Source organism: Gloeomargarita sp. SKYB120 (genome assembly GCA_025062155.1).
GTDB lineage: Bacteria > Cyanobacteriota > Cyanobacteriia > Gloeomargaritales > Gloeomargaritaceae > Gloeomargarita.
On record JANXAM010000026.1, the window covers coordinates 15,636 to 34,899 of the forward strand.

General features: G+C 56.4%; 19 protein-coding genes. 5 read left to right on the forward strand and 14 right to left on the reverse strand.

Translation table 11 applies throughout. The annotated features are described in order from the left end of the window. Position 1 precedes the first annotated feature (1 nt). Positions 2 to 433, reverse strand: coding sequence for a chemotaxis protein CheW (locus NZ705_09520; protein ID MCS7293188.1), 432 nt, complete (start codon positions 431 to 433; stop codon positions 2 to 4). 103 nt (positions 434 to 536) lie between these two features. Here NZ705_09520 and NZ705_09525 point away from each other — a divergent pair, with 103 nt between their 5' ends. Beyond that, positions 537 to 695 carry a hypothetical protein gene (locus NZ705_09525; protein ID MCS7293189.1) on the forward strand — a complete coding sequence of 53 codons (159 nt, stop codon included), beginning with the start codon at positions 537 to 539 and terminating at the stop codon, positions 693 to 695. A 30-nt stretch (positions 696 to 725) separates the two neighbouring features. Here the strand turns inward: NZ705_09525 and NZ705_09530 are convergent, their stop codons facing one another. From NZ705_09530 to NZ705_09580, 11 genes are all read right to left on the reverse strand, one after another. Next, positions 726 to 2,582: a DUF87 domain-containing protein gene (locus NZ705_09530; protein ID MCS7293190.1), complete on the reverse strand. Its 1,857-nt coding sequence runs from the start codon at positions 2,580 to 2,582 to the stop codon at positions 726 to 728. Between the two features lie 25 nt (positions 2,583 to 2,607). Beyond that, the gene (locus NZ705_09535; GenBank protein MCS7293191.1) at positions 2,608 to 3,759 is read right to left on the reverse strand and encodes a DNA double-strand break repair nuclease NurA; all 1,152 of its coding nucleotides are present in this window, start codon (positions 3,757 to 3,759) and stop codon (positions 2,608 to 2,610) included. Next, positions 3,728 to 4,879, reverse strand: a complete 1,152-nt coding sequence (locus NZ705_09540; protein MCS7293192.1) for a DUF4338 domain-containing protein — start codon at positions 4,877 to 4,879, stop codon at positions 3,728 to 3,730. Before NZ705_09540 ends, NZ705_09535 begins: the two co-directional genes overlap by 32 nt. Positions 4,880 to 4,924: 45 nt before the next feature. After that, entirely contained in the window at positions 4,925 to 5,128 is a 204-nt protein-coding gene (locus tag NZ705_09545; protein MCS7293193.1) for a hypothetical protein, read from the reverse strand. 140 nt (positions 5,129 to 5,268) lie between these two features. Further along, positions 5,269 to 6,423, reverse strand: a complete 1,155-nt coding sequence (locus NZ705_09550) for a putative CRISPR-associated protein (GenBank protein ID MCS7293194.1) — start codon at positions 6,421 to 6,423, stop codon at positions 5,269 to 5,271. After that, positions 6,420 to 6,926 (reverse strand): hypothetical protein, encoded by a 507-nt coding sequence (locus tag NZ705_09555; GenBank protein ID MCS7293195.1) that lies wholly within the window; start codon positions 6,924 to 6,926, stop codon positions 6,420 to 6,422. The genes NZ705_09550 and NZ705_09555 overlap by 4 nt, the downstream gene beginning before the upstream one ends. A gap of 8 nt (positions 6,927 to 6,934) precedes the next feature. Further along, a complete protein-coding gene (locus NZ705_09560) occupies positions 6,935 to 7,342 on the reverse strand; it encodes a hypothetical protein (GenBank protein MCS7293196.1) in 408 nt (135 codons plus the stop codon). An 84-nt stretch (positions 7,343 to 7,426) separates the two neighbouring features. Continuing rightward, positions 7,427 to 7,936: a hypothetical protein gene (locus tag NZ705_09565; protein ID MCS7293197.1), complete on the reverse strand. Its 510-nt coding sequence runs from the start codon at positions 7,934 to 7,936 to the stop codon at positions 7,427 to 7,429. Between the two features lie 43 nt (positions 7,937 to 7,979). Then, a complete protein-coding gene (locus NZ705_09570; GenBank protein ID MCS7293198.1) occupies positions 7,980 to 8,756 on the reverse strand; it encodes an MBL fold metallo-hydrolase in 777 nt (258 codons plus the stop codon). Between the two features lie 31 nt (positions 8,757 to 8,787). Further along, complete coding sequence (locus NZ705_09575) at positions 8,788 to 9,474, reverse strand: alpha/beta fold hydrolase (GenBank protein MCS7293199.1); 687 nt, start codon at positions 9,472 to 9,474, stop codon at positions 8,788 to 8,790. Further along, complete coding sequence (locus NZ705_09580; protein MCS7293200.1) at positions 9,471 to 12,362, reverse strand: proline dehydrogenase family protein; 2,892 nt, start codon at positions 12,360 to 12,362, stop codon at positions 9,471 to 9,473. Before NZ705_09580 ends, NZ705_09575 begins: the two co-directional genes overlap by 4 nt. Before the next feature lie 83 nt (positions 12,363 to 12,445). Between NZ705_09580 and ispE the strand changes: the two genes are divergently transcribed. After that, positions 12,446 to 13,348, forward strand: coding sequence for a 4-(cytidine 5'-diphospho)-2-C-methyl-D-erythritol kinase (gene ispE, locus NZ705_09585; protein MCS7293201.1), 903 nt, complete (start codon positions 12,446 to 12,448; stop codon positions 13,346 to 13,348). A gap of 3 nt (positions 13,349 to 13,351) precedes the next feature. On the opposite strand, the gene NZ705_09590 is transcribed toward ispE, so the two are convergent. Beyond that, positions 13,352 to 13,834 carry a phosphoribosyltransferase family protein gene (locus tag NZ705_09590; protein ID MCS7293202.1) on the reverse strand — a complete coding sequence of 161 codons (483 nt, stop codon included), beginning with the start codon at positions 13,832 to 13,834 and terminating at the stop codon, positions 13,352 to 13,354. Positions 13,835 to 13,917: 83 nt separating this feature from the next. Here NZ705_09590 and ilvD point away from each other — a divergent pair, with 83 nt between their 5' ends. Together ilvD and cbiE are read left to right on the forward strand one after the other, a co-directional pair. Next, complete coding sequence (ilvD, locus tag NZ705_09595; protein ID MCS7293203.1) at positions 13,918 to 15,603, forward strand: dihydroxy-acid dehydratase; 1,686 nt, start codon at positions 13,918 to 13,920, stop codon at positions 15,601 to 15,603. 4 nt (positions 15,604 to 15,607) lie between these two features. Continuing rightward, positions 15,608 to 16,849, forward strand: coding sequence for a precorrin-6y C5,15-methyltransferase (decarboxylating) subunit CbiE (gene cbiE, locus NZ705_09600; protein MCS7293204.1), 1,242 nt, complete (start codon positions 15,608 to 15,610; stop codon positions 16,847 to 16,849). Here the strand turns inward: cbiE and NZ705_09605 are convergent. Further along, on the reverse strand, positions 16,846 to 17,925 hold the full coding sequence (locus NZ705_09605; protein ID MCS7293205.1) for a pentapeptide repeat-containing protein: 1,080 nt from the start codon (positions 17,923 to 17,925) through the stop codon (positions 16,846 to 16,848). The two genes, cbiE and NZ705_09605, sit on opposite strands and share 4 nt — an antisense overlap. A 176-nt stretch (positions 17,926 to 18,101) precedes the next feature. Between NZ705_09605 and NZ705_09610 the strand changes: the two genes are divergently transcribed. Then, positions 18,102 to 19,264 (forward strand): metallophosphoesterase (locus tag NZ705_09610; protein ID MCS7293206.1); only part of this gene is annotated, 1,163 nt, incomplete at its 3' end.

Genomic DNA, 19,264 nt, shown 5'->3' on the forward strand with positions numbered 1-19,264 from the left:
CCTATGATAGCGCAGGGGATGGCCGGCAGAGGGAAGCCAAGCGCTGGCTGTCCAGGACAAACAGGGTCAGGTCGTTGGGCAAACGCACCACATGGCTAGCTAACCCTAGCGTATCCGCTTGCCGGTACGTAGGGGGCAACGGCTGCATCTGTTCCGGTGCCACGTCCACCAGCGCCGGAATGGTTGGGCAAGGAATGCCGTAGAGTTCCCCATTGCTGCGGGCCACCACCAGATGGGTTGGGGGTGTCGGGCTGGGTTGACCAAATAAATACCTATGCACGTCCAGGACAATGACCTCCTGCTGCTCAAAATGGGCTAGGCCCACAGGTTTCTGGCCGCTGCTGAAAACAGGTGGGTAGGGAATGACTTTTTGAACCTGGGTCAATGGCAACCCTACCTGAAGCGACCCCAGGGGAAAATGTAAGACCTTCATAGCTGGTTAGGTTACTCTGTTTCCTCTATTATGGGTCTCAGGGCCTGTCGCAGGCGTGTCAATGCGCCAGCTGGTCAAGTAATCGGGGTTGATCGCCAGTCTAGTGGGAGTCACTGTGGCGCTCGCTGCTTCCCACATGGGTCAACGGGATTTTGACCGGTTGCGCTTTGAAAGTTTGAAAGTATTTCTTACCAGAACCTATACCGGCGTTATTTTCGTATTCATTGGGGCGGGGTTAGGGTTTGCGTCGGGAGCCGCCTAGTCCTGGGTATCCCGACCGTGAATGAGCTTGCTAATTGTTCCTTTTGAAAGCGTGGATGGGTTGCTGCGGTGAACAATAGTCACTTAATCTATTGGTATCCAGAAATTCTTGCACGCTGTTGAACGCATTGAAAAACAAGGGAGTTCCAGCAAAGGAAAGAGGAGAAACGGGGCCAATGGTCATGAAGGAATATTCTCTACTGGCAATGTCAAATGAGGAGTGGGGGTCTCGGAATAGCTGGTAGAGATCGAGAGCTTTGCTGCGCCCACCCACCAATTCACCTAAGGCTTTGAACTCAGACCCCATCCCCAGGCCAAAACCAAAGAAAAAGATACGTAGTTGTTCCAGGATTTCCCGATGGAGACTGGAAAGCGTTTGGCTAATAAAAAACCACCCCACGCCGTATTTGCGGGTCGTGCGAGCTGCGTCAATTAAAATGGCGCGTACAGCTTTTTCCTCATCACTGTCTGGTTCTTCTCTGGGCGCTAGACGATGAGCTTCATCCATCAGCACTAATGTATTAAGACTGCGGTTTTGTTGGTAGGCTTGTTCCGCAGCAGTGCGAATGCCTTCTAGTAACCTTTTGATGACGAGAGATTGAATGGTCTCGTTCCAGAACAAAGGGATACTTTGGGATTCGGATACATCGCCGCCAAACAGGGGAAGTGTATCCCAGCCGTTTGTTGTATTGGTTCCCTGTTCCACAGATAGGTCAATTACTACCAGGGGCCGTTGTGCTTGCTCAGGCGTAAACAAATCCGACAACAACCGTTCTACTTTTTGCGCTCCTTGCCGGTCGTCACGAAAGAGTTGCGTCACAGGTAGCCAAACATTCTGGTAGAGTTCATTGGGATTGGTTGCAGCTATCTGTTGAGTGACTCGTTCCCTAGCTTCTTTAGAACCATAGAATTGCACTTGGATGCGTTCTTCTCGCAGCCAGCGCCAAACCTTATCGAAACTCTCCCTTTTGTGTAAATCAGCCAGCCGCCCGTGGTTTTTGCGTAGCTGTTCACTGATGACTTCTGCTGCTTGCCGCTGGTTTTCTGCCGCTTTTACACCCAGCCGCTGAAAGAACCCAGATTCCAGCAGAATTTGCTCAAACAAATACCACCGGTCTAAGACCAAATCCCTGACGCTATAGACCTGTACAGGCTTCCCCAGACGATTCAAAATACGCCGCATTGGCAACTGAAACGCACCCGATGCCGCTTCACCCCTGGCGTCCTTGGCAAATTCGCCTTGGGGGTCAATGACCAGCAGGGCCATTTGAGGGTAGCGGGCATAGGCCAGCAGTATCATCTTGGCCAGCACTGATTTCCCCGAGCCAGTTTTGCCAAAAATGCCCAGGTGATAGGCTTCACCCGCCCCCTGCGGTCCTGTATCAAAATGCTTAAACCACAAGGGCAACAAGGGTTTGGAACCGTAAACATGCCCTAGATAGAAAAGCTGGTCTCGGTAGGGCGAAAGTAATTCGTCGAGCACCCGATCATTCACCAGGCAAATGGGCGTACCGGTTGCAGGAACCGTTCCCAAAATGCTGGGGCAATAACCATTCACTCCCGCAGAAAAGACAGCGCTGATGACCATCTCGCCGGCATGGGTGTCTTGGCGCTCGCTGACTGTGTCAATGCGTCCCCGCTGGCGAACCAAGCTCCGCATCGTCGGGTCTTCATGCCAAACGTTACGCAGCGTCACTTCGGTGATTTGACCGAGGGCGTAATGGGGAAACCCATCCTGCTGGTAGCGAAAGAGCGCTAGTTCCCCGACCAGTTTTTTGTTCACGGCGCTGGCCAGAATCTCTAGTGATATAGCACTACTTGAGGAAGGCGACCCGATGACCCCAATGCGTTCTGCTTGGTCAACAAGTTGGTCTAATTCCAGTCCCATAAAAAGCTTGCCATTCTGCTTGTGATCATACCCCTGATTCTGTGCGATAGCCATGCAGTCCAAAGAAGACGTCGTCGAGATTGCCCTGGTAGGTTTCTGCAATCTGCTGACTCGTGATTTGCCGAAACGTGGGGATGGTTTTGGATAAATGTTTCACCATCCGGTCAGCCATGTATAGCGGGTAGGGTTCCATCATGGCGGGTGTACCGCACTGGTGACGAATACCGTGCAGGGCAATGGCAAGACGGGCTTGATTCTCCGCCACCGCACGGCTCATTTCAATGCGCAGCGCCGGCAACCAGGGATACGGACGGTAGTAGAGCACCTGAATTTCACCAAGTAAGGCAATAATCTTCTCGGCCAACGGTTCAACTTTCGCCCGCATTTCCAACTCGAGGGGATGCAAATTCAAATGCCAGGGTTCACTCGGTGGTTGCAAGCGTCTGGGTCGGGTGTATTCGCCCGGTTCCAACAAAAAGCTCAAAAGGCCCCGGTCATCATGGGTAGCCGGCCACCCCATCGCTTGGCCAATTTCTCGCTTGGTTGTGTACTTGGGGATAGCTAACCAACAGCGGTCGGTGCGCGTTGCAGCCAACACGGTCCAGTAAGCAGCCAAGATGTCGGGCACTTGCTGGCGAAAATGAGCGGTTGTCTCTAGCGATGCCGCCGCTTCACATCTATTCAGCGCCTGGTTGCAGTAAATCAGCGGCGTGGTGAGCGAACCGTCTAGGAAAACAACTTCATGGGGCGCCTGGGCTGCCAATTCCAGTTCCATACCTATCATGAGTGCCCGCAGGATGGTCGTGGTTTCCGTTTCGTGCGTTTCTGTCTCCACCCAGACGCGATGTCGCGGTTCTGGCCAATGGCGCGTTTCTGAAGGCGGAGTCAGCCCTTCCACTGCCACTGCGGCTGCCGCGACCAAATCGTTGGTCAACAGGCGTTCAATTGCATAGGCACCATCAATACCGCAGGTGGTGGGAATGGGCACATAGGGCAACTCGGCATCTCGGCCCAACCAACCCGCCTGCTGGAGCTGTGCTCGCCATGTTTGCCGCTGTGCTCGGACGCGCTCGAAGTCCTGGAGCAATTTCTGGCCTAGGTTCTCCGTCCGTTGGAGCACTTCTTCCACCAGGGCTGCCGGCAACTCACCAAAGGGACGTTCTGCAAAGGTCATCATTTGGGGTTAGCAGCAAGCGTTGTGGGATTTCTTGTTTACGCCACTCTTGCCATCGCTGGACCCGTTCAACACGCGGCAACAACCAACGCACTCGCCACCAGGCCACCAGGTCTGCCAACGGTAAATCCCGATAGACCGGCGCTGCGTCCTGACCAGCCATGTAGGCTTCCAAGTTATCCACTAAGCGGAACAAAAATACTTCTCGCTTAACGCCGTGTCGCAACCAGTCCGAAGGGAGTCCCAGCCGGTGCAAGGCGCGCACCATTGTTTGCCATTTTAGGCGGGGTCCTGTGCCGAAACCGCCGCGCGTGGAAATCCCTTGCTGTTCCAAAAATTGGCGAAACAGGGGATAAAGCTCCATGAGATGGAAGGTGCCGTAGCCTTCAGTGTAACCCAGCGATTCGGCAATGAGCAGGTCCTTGTAGCGCAGGCGATTGTAGAGACTGCTACGGCCAAAGGCGCTGGTGGTGGTCAGAGCCACGAGATGGGCAGGTAATAGCCGTTGTTCGATTTCGGTATAGTGACCGGCGTATTTGCGGGCATAGGTCTGGCGAATCTCATTGGATGCTGCGATCAGAGCAATCAATTTACCGGCCAGCAAGTCAGCGTAGGGTGGCACCGCCCCCAAGGTTTGAATATCCATCGTTTGGTTGACAAAGAGCGTCTTTTGCCCCGGGGGATAGCGAAACAACCGGTCCCGCGCCGGAAAACTCAAAGGTGGTGACTGCAACGCCAGCAATCCCATGAGTTTGCCGTTGGACTGGTCCATCACTAGAAAACGCAATCGCCGCCCATAGCCCTTGGAAAATGGAATGGACCACAACAGGCGAGCCAGGCGAAACAGGTTGTGTTGGGACTCCGTTCTAACTTCCCACAGCACTGGGTCAATCCGTTCCGGTACAACGTCACAGCCATCGGCGAAAAAGTCCAGGTACTTCGGCAAGTGTTGCCGTAACCACCCTTGGCGAGCGACAATTTCCAACTGCGCAGCCGGCTGATGGATATGCCGCAAACGCTCTTTGCTCACCCCTTGAAAACACAACTCGCCATCTACGGCAATGCCAAATCCCAGCGCCTTGAGTTTATCCAGAACTAATTCCCGCAGCGTGGCCGCGTCCACTCCTCACCGCTTTGATTGCATTCCAAACCCACTATACTCCAAACGTCACACATCAGATTCAGCATCAGTATCAAACTCCTGTAACGCTGCGTGGGCAACCGCCGGATGACAATACTGGCACCCCAAACAGTCGTACTGCAACGGTTGCATTTTTTGAGATGCAGTCGCCAGGAGTGCTTGCAGGTCAGAAGCGTCGTTGGGATTGAGCTTAGGCAACATCTCTGTTAGGAACTTGAGCACATAAGCCATGCAGCCACATTTCTGGCATTTCGGTAGGGCCATAGCGGTTTCAATTTCATAGCGAACTTTGTCTAAAGACATAGCTGCTGCAAGTTTGTCAGCGAGATCATTGGAAAACCAAGAACGGAGCTTTGACCAGCATCAGTGACCTAGCCATGCGAGCGATAACGCCGGTTCAATTGGTCAGCAGCCCACACTAGCGATTGCGGCGATTCATCGGTCAAAAGCAATCGAAAACGACCCCCAAAGTTGCGGTCTTGATACGTACCTATCAATTGCTTTTCCGTACCATTATCCCACACATAGAAACCAGTCCCTTTGATGGCTGATTGTTTGTCGTAGGGAAGTGAAAATGCAGTTTTTACCCAGGGTGTCTCTCGCCATACCTTTTCGACAAATTCTGCAAATCCTTTGGGATAGTTATCATCACCAAAACGGGGTTGCTTCTTCTGTTCACCCGTCGCTGGTACAAGCTGAATGGGTTTGGGATGCCGTATCCGAAACCCGTCCAAATAAATTTGCCCAACCGGACTCAATTCATAAACCGGTGTACCGTCCATTTCCACTTCAATCAACAGCACCTTTAATTTCTCATCCACTCGGCCAATTTCATCTTCAGACAGGGCTTCCCCTTTCTCAAAGTCAGTAAGCAACCACGAATTTCGACCAAGCAAATCGTAGTCGAAGGCAACTGGTAACGGCGGGAAATCAATAATTTCTGAGAAGCGTTCATGCTTGTAAAAGACGGGTATATCTAGTACTTGACCCATAATAACAGCTACAGCAATCTGAGCTTTGTAACCACCGGTGGCATCAATAGCGACATACTCAGGCCCGCCAAAGCGCTGGATGATCTCCCCACACTTGCGCACCAGATTCCGTAACCCATGGATTTTGAAATCCGTGGGACGTTGGTCCTGCAACTGCTCGACAACAATGTATTCAATATTACGCAGCTTTAAGTCTGAACGGTTCTCAAAATAAATTTGTAAAAACTGACCGGTATTTTGACCGATGGGCGTATCGGAAACCAGAAAAATTAGATTCTCCAGAGACAACCACTTTTTACGACGGGCTTCTTCAATGGTGTTGATTTCCGCGCCACACAGTCGCTCAGTAGGAGGTATGCGCAGGAGTTCTTTGGCTAATTCACGCCAGTTTTGGGCATCGTAGGCTCGCCGGATGGCTTCCCAATTGGCTGGCGCGTTGGGTGTAACAGCCGACAACCGGCTCAAGTTGCCTTCGAACAGACTGGTGCCAACGGTGCAAATGAGAGTGTTGCGCTTTGACATGGTGTCGCTCACAGTCCACGGGGATGGTCAAGGGGGACAACCCGAAAAATGCGTTTCGTGTGATGGTCATTGCAGCGATGAGAAAAAGCATCGGTTGCCTGTCCGGTTTGGGGGTCTAGAATCTGGTCGCGATGCAACACCACGATATGGGAACCCGTGACCCAGCCCCGCTCATCGGGGTCGCCAAGAATTGCCGCCGGGTCATTGCGAGTGTAATAGCTTAGGGTAAACAGGTCATCCAGCGCCACTAGCTCCGCCATGTAGTACTTCAACTTGCGGACATCAGTGGGACAGTAAGCCAGCTTCATGTTGGCCACCTGTAGCGCTTCCGACCAGGAGACCGGGTCTTGGGTGTTAATCCGGCCTTGGAATTCTTCAGGTGTGCGACCGGTCAAGATGGCCAACACGGTTGAAACACAATGGGGACCCTGTTGCTGGATGGGCTGGAACACCCGTTTGCGGAAAAACGCTTCGTCTTGGCGGGGCCACAGCGAGCAGGTTGCGTCGTAGGGCATGGCTGTTTTTATCCCCCCTGCAAGCGCTCCTGAATCTCCATTAATTGTTCGCGCTCATCCACCACTCCATGGGGCAAGGGCAATTCTAGGTTCGGCCATAGGGGTAAATCGGCACACGGACAGGGGCCGGTCTGCATTCCCACTACCTTGACGGGCACGGGCATTCCACAACGACTACACGGAATAAACTCCCATTCGGGGGAACACAACTGCGCCAGCGTGACCTCAGTACCGCTCAGGGAGTAACGCTCTAGACCGTCCTGCTCCATCTGTCGCCACAGCGCCAAAAATTCAGGGCTATAGTCTCCTGCTTGGGCGACATGCACTGGCCGCCAATGGCGTTGGCCATCCGTGACCGTCTTGCCCGCCTGGAACCAACAGGCAAGATAGTGAAAAACGGCTTCCCTAGCGGCCATAGGCATTCTCAGAACATCTATACTTTACGCTAGCAAATTGTCGCCTGGGGGGCCGGTAAGCGTAAGAAAGGTTTAAGCAACGGTTTATTCAGAAAAAAAGAAATACTTCACCAGCGCGCCAAGCATGCCCACCACAATCGCCCCGAACGCACTACGGCTGAGCAGTTCTTCATTGGCAACCCGCTTGTCGAGACCATTGAATCGCTCATCAAGGCGCTTGATTTCTCCCTTGAGTTCCGTAAAGTGAACATCTATTTTCTTGTCTAATTCCCCAAAACGGACATCAATCTTTCTGTCTAATTCAGCAGCGCGATTCTCAGCTTTCTTGTCTAGCTCAGCAAAGCGAGTGTCCACTTCCGCAAATCGAACATCAATCTTTTTTTCCAGCTCGGCAAAGCGGGTGTCCACTTCTGCAAAGCGGACATCAATCTTTTTTTCCAGCTCGGCAAAGCGGGTGTCTATCTTTTTGTCCAGTTCAGCAAAGCGGCTGTCCACCTCGGCAAGGCGGACATCAATCTTCCGGTCTAGGGCGTCAATCTTGCGGTCCAGGGCAAGTAGAATCTCTCGCAAGTCCTGATTGCTGGATTCACTCATGGGTAAATGCTGGCAATACCAGTAAAATTTTAACCCATGAACGCTAGTTAATCGAACTCGCCGCCAGTGATAGCTCCACCGGTTCTCCAGGCGTCAATTCCAGCACTCGCGTCGGTAAACCTGCTTGGGTCATTTGCTGTTGCAGCGTGGTCACGTCTCCCTTGGCCTGGACGAATCGCAATAGCAAACCACTGGCTTCGTAATCCCCCATCGCCGTAGAAAGCAGCACCTGGGGTTTGAGTTTCTGGGCGAGTTCCAGCGCCACCTGATTCCCACGAATAATCGGCCCCACCAAAGGCAGTGTCAAATCAATCACCGGCGCAATGGCTACATCTACCTTGTCCGTCACCTGAAAGACGCCCTGGTGATAGCCGTGGGGTTCGTAATACAGTGTTTGTCCCGTTGCTAATTCCCGCAGCAGATAGGCGTTTTCCACCTGCGTAGGCCCCACCGGCGCGCCAGGTAAGGCTTGCACGCGGAGCTTATCCGCCAGGGTCGTCTGCTCCCCATGTGCTAGGGCCGTCACCTGGGTGTAGCCGAGTTCTCGCACCACCTTGGCAGCGCTGGGACTGGCAATCACGGGCGTGGTCGGGTCTAGACGTTTCAGCGTCGCCGGATGGCAGTGGTCTTCTAGACCCTGGGTAATGACAATGGCATCTAAGTGACTGGGTAGTTCTGGGATGGGTCGCCGCCGTTCCGCCTTGAACAGCCACTCCATGCCCCCAAACACCAGCGGCCCCACCAGCCACGGGTCCACCAGCAAGCGCAACCCCGCCCATTCCAGCAACCACGTGTTCGCCTCAAACCACGTCACCCGCATCGCCCGACCCCCGCATGCTCCTTTACATAATTTAACGTTTCGGGACGGGATCGGCAGTAACCAGGGGAAGCCATTGGGGTAAAACGTCGGGAGCGCCATACCAAGGGCCTGGCGAACGGGGGGAATGCCAGACACCGGTTAACGTCAGGTTCATCGCCCCTTCCAGATGGGCAGCAGCGACTGGCGTAATGCCGTCCCCCCACACGTCCCCTTGCCCCACCGTCAGGCGGTAACTCTCGTAGGTAAAGGTCCAGGGTCGCCCCTGCACGGCGTGACCGGCAATGCAAATGTACGTCACCTGCGGGTAGTAAGCGCCAGGGTAAGCCGTGTTCACAAACTCTAGATTCCGGCGGGTCCAGCGTTCTTGGCTGCGATGGGGTGTGCCGAGCGTGAGTAAACGTTCCACCCGCTCTACACCGGCCCAAACGCGCCCTTCGTAGGGTTTATCCCCCAGATAAATCCGGCCAATCCACCCTCCTGCGGAGTGACCGATGAGCGTGATTTTCTCCCCGCCGTACTGCTGCTGGACACGGCGCACGGTTTGGTCCAGGGCTTCGAGTATAGGGGTTACGGGTCGTCCGCCCAGCGTCGGCAGCCAATCCCACCAGCGCAAGGGCACCACGTGCAAATCCACGCCAAACGCTCGCGCGGCTTTCACCAGGTCGGTATAGGGTTCCCAACCGGCCAGATAACCGGGCAGCAGGACCACCGGTTTCATGCCTCGTCCTCCAGGGGAGCAAAGCCATGCCGTTGGATGTTCTCGGTGACCACCTTGGGGTCCACAAATTGCAGCAGGTAATCCGGCCCGCCTGCTTTGGAACCGACGCCGGAGCAACGAAAGCCCCCAAAGGGTTGGCGGCCCACAATGGCTCCCGTGATGCCCCGGTTGATGTACAAATTACCGCAGGCGAACGTCTGGGCGGCCTGGTGAATATGGCTGGGCGTCCGGGAATATACCCCACCGGTCAGGGCGTAATCGGTGTTGTTGGCAATCTGTAATGCCTGGTCGAAATCTTGGGCGCGTAGGACCGCCAGCACGGGGCCGAACCACTCCTCTTGGGCTAGCGGGTCCTCCGGCGCAACGTCGCCAAAAATCACCGGCCCCACGTAATAGCCCCTGGTCGGCGCTGGACATTCCACGAGCACCGGATAGCGCTGTTTCGCCGCTGCGATGGCTTGGTGGAGACGGGTGTGCGCCTCCTGGTCAATCACAGGACCTACCGTTGTGGCCGGGTCGGTGGCGGGGCCAATGACCAAGGAAGCTGTAGCGGCGGTCAACCGTTCGATGAACGTCTCGTACACCGGCGGCAGGACAATCACCCGCGAGCAGGCGGAACACTTTTGCCCGGCATACCCAAACGCCGATTGCACCACCCCTTGCACGGCTTGGTCCAGGTCCGCGCTGGCATCCACAATGATGGCGTTTTTGCCCCCCATTTCCGCCACCACCCGTTTCAGATGGCGTTGCCCCGGTTGTTGCTGGGCCGCTTGGGCATAAATCTGGCACCCCACCGCCCGCGAACCCGTAAAGGCAATCCAATGCACGCCCGGATGATTCACCAGCACTGGCCCGATGATTTCGCCCCACCCCGGCAATCCCTGAAACACACCTTCCGGCAGGCCCATGTCCCGGAGCAAATCGCTGATGAGTTGACTGAGCTTGCACCCGATCACAGACGACTGCTCCGCCGGTTTGTAGAGCACGCAGTTGCCCGTGACCAGCCCCGCCGTGATCATCCCCACCGAAATCGCCAGGGGATAGTTCCAGGGGGCAATCACCACGCCGACGCCCTTGGGTTGGTAGATGTAGCGATTGGTTTCGCCCCAGAGGTCATAGACATAGCCTTGAGCCAAGCGTTCGGCCTGCTGCGCATAGTACCGGCAAAAGTCAATCGCTTCGGTGACTTCAGCGTCGGCTTCTCGAATGGGTTTGCCCACTTCCCAGGCCATCCACGCCACCCATTCGGCCCGCTGCGCGGCTAACTGGTCCGCTAGCCGATGTAATAACTGGGTGCGCGTTGACAAGGGCGTTTGTCCCCACACGGGCTGGGCTGCTTGGGCCAACTCCATCGCCTGGATGACCGCCTGGACATCTGCCAGTCCAACCCGGCCAATGACTTGCTCCGGGTCACTGGGATTCACCGACACTAGGATGTCAGCCGACGAGCAGTGGGGGAGCAGGTAGTCCTGGCCCAGTTGCGCGCGTACCTGTTCAATGGCCTGGAGAAAGGGGTCGCTGGTAGCGGGCAGGGCAAAGTTGGTGTCAGCAGCGCCAGCAAAGGCCAATCCCGTGGGCAACGGCGTTGTCGGTTCCGCTGGGGTGGGGGGAGCCAGGAGCTCAGCGGCGTTTTCCTTCTGCAATTGCTGGCGCAAGAAAGACGTGTTGGCCGTGTTTTCTAACAAACGCCGGATCAAATAGCTCATCCCTGGCAGGAGTTCGCCGTAGGGGCAATACACGCGCACCTGTTGTCCCCGCGCCACCAGCGCCCGCGCCAGCGCATCCCCCATCCCGTAGAGCACCTGGGATTCCCAGGCGGTGGCGGGTAAGTGCAGGGCTTCGGCGACGGCCAGGGCATGGGCTTGGGAGCGGACGTTGTGACTGGCAATGGCCGGATAAACTGCGTCGTGCTGCTCCAGCAGTAAACGGGTGAGTTTTTCAAAGTTGGCGTCGGTGGAACCTTTGTGGCGATAGACCGGGGGCGGCCAGCGTTTCTGTTGCGCCAGGATGATTTCCTGGTCCCAGTAGGCGCCTTTGACCAAGCGCACGGTCAGCGGCGTTCCCCGCAACCTGGCCCAGGCGAGCAGCTCCCGCAGGTCCTGTTCACTGTCGGTCAAATAGGCCTGGAGGGTGACGCCCACATCGGCGCGCGACCGGAATTCGTCCTGGAGCAAGACTTCCTTCAGGATAGAGAGCGTCAGGTTTTTGTACTGGTACTGCTCCATGTCGAAATGCACGGCCACCCCCAGTTCACCGGCTTTGCGAAGCAGCGTGGTAATCGCCTGGGTGACCTGGGCGCGGGTGCGTTTCTCGGTCAAGGGGTCGAACTGGGAATAGAGCGCCGTGAGCTTGACGGAGACCTGCGGCTGACACCCCCAATCCACGGCAGCCAGTTCCGTCATCAAATCCAGGTAGCGCTGCAGGTAGGCGCGGGCTTCGGCGTCGCTGAGCACGGCTTCCCCCAGGATGTCCAGGGTAAAGGTCATTCCCTGGCGGCGCAGGCGTTCGAGCGTGTGACGGACGGCGGCGAAATGCTGACCGGCAATGTATTTGCGGGCTAGCGTGCTGACTGCTGTGGTAAAGGTCTGGGCGGCGATAGCAGGATGCGTGGCTTGCAATAGATTTTTCAGCAGTCCCGGCAATTCCACCTGGGGTTGGTCGAGATATTCGCGCAGGTGCTGGTGGATGGCATCGCTGCTACTTAAGCTGGGCAAAGTGTCAATCAACCGGAACAACTGGGTGCGCAACCCCGGGTGAGTCATTGTCCAGGCCAGCAGTTTCTCGTCCCATTGGAATTGCTCTTGCACCTGCGCCCACCAGGAACGACCGGGACGAGTGGCAGCCAGCAATTCCTGACCCAGGGCTTGGGTGCGGGCTTCAAGAGACATCGGCGGCGACCAATAGGTTATTTCCTAGTCTAAACGCTGGCTTTCAGGGACAATGGGTAAGGAAGCGCTGGGGATGAACGGCAATGGCCCGGTGTACGCTGACAGCGGCGGCCAAAATCAATTTGTACTTGCGGATTCTCGGGCGACGGGCAGACGGCTATCACGACGTGGCGATGGTGCTGCAAAGCGTCAGCCTGCGGGATGTGATCCATCTAGCGACCCACCCTGGCAAAGGCATCCACCTGACCTGTCAGCACCCCCACGTGCCCACCGATGCCACCAACCTGGCCGTGCAGGCGGCGCAACTGCTGACGCACCGGTTTCCCCAGGCAGCCACCGGCGTGAACATCCATATCGAAAAACACATTCCGGTGGCAGCGGGTCTGGCCGGGGGGTCGAGCAACGGTGCGGCAGTGCTGGTGGGACTCAATCACCTGTGGGGCTTGGGACTGACGGTGGGGGAACTCCAAGAATTGGCGGCCCAGTTGGGTTCGGATATGCCCTTTTGCGTGCAGGGGGGAACGGCCCTGGCCACCGGACGCGGAGAAACTTTAGAACCCTTGCCGCCGCTTACAGGGGGAGCCATTGTGCTGGCCAAGCATCAAAACTTGAGCATTTCCACGCCCTGGGCCTATCGCACCTACAGCGAGCAATGGGGGCATACGTTTGGGGACGTTCCTGACCAGTCGGACCATTTTGTACAAATCCTGGCCCAGCACGATTTCACCCACATCGCCGCCCATTTACACAACGATTTTGAAAAGGTGGTGTTGCCGGCCTATCCCGAAATTCAAGTGCTCAAGCAGGCCCTGCTGGCAACTGGCGCCCTGGGGAGTTTGCTGTCGGGTTCAGGGCCAACCGTCTTTGCCATTTACCCAGACCGGGCGACCGCTGAGCAAGCCATTCTTACGTTGCAAGCCCAGCAGCCAGAGGTGGATTTTTGGCTGTGCGAATGTTGCCCCTGGGGGATTCAACTAGTGGCTTAACTTTTAGCCGTCAAATTGCCAATGCTCATAGCGCTCAAAAGGCTGATGAATCCAGGGGTTATCGGCCAAGAATTCCACGTAGTAATCTGGTTGAAATTGGGTGTGGGCTTTGACCCAGAGCACGGCTGTTTTCAGGGCCTGGATGTCGGCGTTGGGGTCCCCCAGTAAATGATTCACGATTTTCGCCAGGGTTTGCCCCGAATCCACCATGTCGTCTACGACCAGCAAGCGCGGCCCAAGCTGGGGTTGGGTGGTGGTGATGCAGTTGGCCAGGCGCACGTCTCCCCGCTGTTGACCCACGTAGGACTGGGCGCTGATAATGGCCAAGGGTTTGTGAAACATGCGCGATAGCGTATCGCCAATGCGGAGTCCCCCCCGGGCAATCGCCAGAATTTGGTCAAACTCCCAACCCGACCGGTAAATCTGTTGCGCCAGGGTCTCAATCAACTGGTGGTAGCGCTCCCAGGTGACGTGGTAATCGGGCATGGCTGGCGGCTCCGGGGTGTATTTCGATTTTACGCACCCAGGGCAATGGTAAAATGTCCATTCATTGGCATGACGGATGATATATGACCTTCTCGCGCCGTAGTCAAGCCATTACTGCCGGCGTCGAACGCTCCCCGAACCGGGCGATGTTGCGGGCAGTGGGGTTTACCGATGCCGATTTCGACAAACCCATCGTGGGGATTGCCAGCGCCTATAGCACCCTGACACCCTGTAATGCGGGGCTCAACGATTTAGCGTTGCAGGCGGAAGCGGCGATCCGGCAAGCGGGCGCGATGCCCCAACTGTTTGGCACCATCACCATCAGCGATGGGATTTCCATGGGCACGGAGGGGATGAAGTGCTCCCTGGTGTCGCGGGAAGTGATTGCCGACTCAATTGAAACGGTGTGCCTAGGCCAGAGCCTGGATGGGGTGCTGGCGATTGGCGGCTGCGACAAAAACATCCCAGGGGCGCTGATTGCCATGGCGCGGCTGAACATCCCGTCGGTCTTTGTCTATGGGGGAACGATTAAACCAGGGCATTACAAAGGCCAGGATTTAACCATCGTCAGCGCTTTTGAAGCGGTGGGAGCCTACAGCGCTGGCAAGATCACTGAGACAGAATTGCTGGAAATTGAGCGGCGGGCCTGTCCGGGGGTGGGTTCCTGCGGCGGCATGTACACGGCCAACACCATGTCGTCAATTGCCGAAGTGCTGGGGTTGAGCCTAATGTATTCATCCACCATGGCCGCCGAAGACCCCGAGAAGCTGGAAAGCGCGGCATTATCGGGCAAAGTGCTCGTGGAAGCCATCCGGCAGCAGATTCTCCCGCGCCAGTTGATCACCCGCCAGTCCTTGGAAAATGCCATTGCCCTGTTGATGGCGGTGGGGGGGTCCACCAATGCCGTGTTGCACCTGCTGGCGATTGCCCATGCCGCCGAAGTGCCCTTAACGTTGGATGACTTTGTGCGCATCCGGGAGCAGGTGCCGGTGCTGTGCGACCTGAAACCGTCGGGGCGGTATGTGACGGTGGATTTTCACCGGGTGGGGGGCGTGCCCCAGGTGCTCAAAATCCTGCTCAACCACGGCTGTTTCCACGGCGATTGTTTGACGGTCACGGGCAAGACCTGGGCGGAACTGCTGGCAGATGTACCTGATGAACCGCCTCCTGACCAAGACGTGATCCGTCCCTGGCGCAATCCGGTCTATCCCCAAGGTCACATCGCCATCCTGCGGGGGAACCTGGCGACCGAAGGCGCGGTGGCGAAAATTTCCGGGATTCAGCAGCGGCAGATCACAGGGCCGGCGCGGGTGTTTGATTCCGAAGAAACCTGTTTGGCGGCCATTCTCGCCGGTCAGATCAAGGCGGGAGATGTGGTGGTCATTCGCTACGAAGGACCTAAAGGCGGGCCAGGGATGCGGGAAATGCTCTCGCCCACATCGGCGATTATCGGCGCGGGACTGGGAGATAAGGTGGGTTTGATTACCGATGGCCGGTTTTCGGGCGGCACCTACGGGCTGGTGGTGGGCCATGTTTCGCCAGAAGCCGCAGTCGGGGGTGCGATTGCCCTGGTGCAGGAAGGGGATTTGATTACGATTGATGCCGACCGGCAACTGTTGCACCTGCACGTGAGCGATGAAGAACTGGCCCGCCGGCGCGCGCAATGGCAACCCCCGGCTCCCCGCTACACTCGCGGTGTCCTGGCGAAATATGCCAAGTTGGTGTCAGGGAGTCATTTGGGCGCTGTCACTGACCTGAACTTGCTCTAGCGCTGTGGCTGCGACCATTCATGTGATTGGCATGGGCGGGGATGGCCCCAGTCCCCTACCGGAAGTCCAGCAGGTACTAGCCCAGGCGCAAATTCTTTGTGGGGCTGAACGGCATCTGGCCCATTTCCCGGAGCATCCAGCGCGGCGCTTGGTTTGGGGTCATCTCGACCAGGACATCGCTGCGATGAAAGACTCTATTGCCCAGGGGTATGAGCACATCGTGGTTTTGGCCTCGGGGGACCCCTTGTTTTTTGGCATTGGGCGCCTGTTGCTGTGCCATTTCCCAGCCGATATGCTGCGGTTTTACCCCCATCTCAGCGCCGTGCAGTTGGCCTTTAGCCGCCTGAAGCTGCCCTGGCAAGACGCCCGCATTATTAGCCTGCATGGTCGCGCCTGGGAAAATCTCCTCCAGCCTCTGAAGCAAGGCGTGGAAAAAATTGCCATTTTCACCGACCCCCAGCATTCCGTCGCTGAAATTGCCCAGGTGCTGCAAGGGCTGGTATTACCGGTCCACTACCGAATCTGGGTGTGTGAAAACTTGGGAACTCCCCAGGAAAACGTGCAGTGTTTAGATATCGAAACCGCTCGCCATTACCAAACGCCGGGGTTAAATGTCGTGGTCTTGGTGCGCGAATCGGTATCACCGGTTTTACCCCCATCGCTTCCCCTGGTCGGTCTAGCAGACCACTGGTTTGAGAGTTTTCCCGACCAGCCAGGTCTCATGACCAAAAAAGAAATTCGTGTGCTGGTTTTATCGCTGTTGCATCTCCAGGATGGGCAGGTGATTTGGGACGTGGGGGCCGGAACTGGCAGCGTCAGCATTGAAATCGCCCGGCTATTGCCCCATAGCACTATCTATGCCATCGAAAAAAACAGTTTGGGGGTGCAATTGATTCGCCGGAATCTCGCGCGCTTTCAGGTGAACAATGTCGCTGTCATCAGCGGTGCAGCCCCCCAGGCCCTGGCAACCTTGCCCGCTCCCCAGCGAGTGTTTATTGGCGGCAGTGGCAGGGAACTTTTATCCATCCTAGATGCGGTGGCGACGCGGTTATCCCCAGGGGGTGTGGTGGTGCTGGCGCTGGCGACGCAGGAACACCTAGCCCAGACGCTCCAGTGGTCGCAGCAGCAAAGCTGGCGGTACCAAGCGCTGGATGTGCGCTTAGCCCGCTCCCTGGCCATTGGCGAGTTGACCCGCTGGCAGCCCTTGAATCCGGTGACCCTGGTGCAATTGACCAAACCCGCTTAATTCGGCTGGGCGCGTCCGACCGTCTTATCCAGGCCCAGCGTGCCGTTGAGATTGACGCCCGCCATTACCGCCTGTTGCACCCGCGCCCCGGTTAGATCGGCACCTTCGAGATTGGCGCCCGTGAGATTGGTATCGGTCAAATTCACCACGCTCAAATTGCTATGGCTCAGATTGGCATTTTGCAACCGCGCCCGCGAGATATTCGCCCCCCGCAAATCGCTGTGGCTCAAATCGGCTTGGACGAGATTGGTTGCCAGCAAATTCGCTGCGACCAGGCTCACCTTGTGCAAGGTTGCCCCTTCCAGCGTCGCCTGGGATAAATTCACCCGGTCGAGTCGCGCCCCGGTCAAGTCCACCCGCGTCAAATCCGCCTGGCTCAAGTCTGCTTCTCGTAAATTCGTTCCCTTTAACTTCGCATCCACCAGTTCCGCCCGTTGCAGGCGCGCCCTGGGTAGCATTGCCCCTACTAAACTGGCGTTCCGCAGTTTGACCCCTTCTAAGCGCGCATCGGTCAAATCGGCCCCGTCCAAATTCACCCGATTCAACACAGCATTGGTCAATCGCGCCTGGGATAAATTCACTCCCGTTAACAGGGAACCCGTTAGGTCGGCGTCGCTGAGATTCACATCGGCCAAATTGGACTTTTCTAGCGTCACCAAACTCAAGGATGCCCGCCGCAAATTGGCTTCACTCAAATCCACGTGGGCCAGGTTGGCGCCGTTCAAATTCGCCCGCTCCAAATTCGCCCGAACCAGCACCGATTTCGCCAAGTTGGCATTTCCCAAGTCGGCCTGTTTGAGATTGGCATTCCCTAGATTGGCTTCGCTCAAATTGGCGTTGAATAGCTTGGCCCCTTCAAGATTGGCACCGGCCAGATTCGCGCCCTTCAGATTGGCATGGCCCAAGTTAGCCCCTACCAACACCATTCCCCGCAAATCGGCACCCGACAAATCGCATTTAGGGCATTGATTGGTGCTGGCCAATTGCTGGAGATGTTCGGGATTGGCTGCTTGCGCCTGCGAACTGATCAGCAACCCCATGCCGATGGTCAACACGCCCCACACCGCCACTCGCATTGCTTATCTCCCCTGACAACGTGCGCACAATCGCTATAACGTTTGCCTGCAATTATACTGCTGAGCATTGTGTTTGTTGTCGTCATAACCAAAACAATGAGTGAATGCTTCAGACGGTGGGTGCAAACTCCAGTAGCTGGTGTTATATTCATGGCAGGGTGTTGGGGAAGTGAGTCATGCGCTGGGGCCGGTTAGGAGTGCAGCTTGTCCTGGGGATACTGGTGGGAATCGGTTTAGCCTTCGGCATCCATGCCCTCATCGGCCCATCGTCACCCCAAGTGACTGTGACCCAAACGCCAGCCTCACCCGCGCCGGCGGTTGTGGAACAGCGGCCCAAGGAGTTGCCTCCGGAAACAAAAGAAGTCTTGGCGCAATTTGGCAACAAGATTGAAAACCCACCCCGTGGGGATGTGCGGTTGATGGTCATTAGCGATTTGAACGACATGTATGGAGCGACCACCTACGCGCCGGAAGTAACGCGAGCGATTAAGCTCATCCCGTTCTGGCAACCCGACATGATTGTGTGCAGCGGCGATATGGTGGCGGGGCAATATCCAGCCCTAACCGAAGCGCAAATGCGGGCCATGTGGGAAGCATTTGACCGCACCGTTGCCGCCCCGATTCGTCAACTCAAAATTCCCTACGGATTTACGATTGGCAATCACGATGCGTCGAGTGCCCTGAGTGTGAATAAAACTTTTTTGTTCCAAAAAGAGCGAGATGTAGCGGCGGAATACTGGCGCGACCCCAAGCATGACCCCGGCGTCAACTTTGTGGACAAGTTTGAATTTCCTTTCTATTTCACGTTTGAGTTTAAAGACATTTTCTTCTTGGTTTGGGATGGGTCGTCCCACCACATTCCCCCAGACAAGCTGGCGTGGGTCGAAAAATCCTTGGCTAGTCCCCGCGCGCAACAGGCCAAGATGCGTATCCTGCTCGGCCACTTACCCCTGTATGCAGTAGCGATTGGACGCAACGACCCCGGCGAAGTTATGGAAAACGCTGACAAGCTGCGGGCGATGCTGGAGAAATACAACGTTCATACCTACATCAGCGGCCATCACCACGCCTATTACCCAGCTCACAAGGGGAAATTACAACTGTTACACACGGGAATTCTGGGCGCTGGACCGCGACCTCTCCTAGCTGGCAACACTCCCCCTTGGAAAACCCTGACGATTCTGGACATCCGCTTTGACAGTCCCGAATTAACCACCTACACCACCTACGACATGCAGACGATGAAGGTGATTGACCAGACGCTGTTGCCGCGTTTCATCGCCGGTCATAACGGGGTGGTGTTGCGTCGAGATGTGGACCAGCTTACTGCTAGCGAACA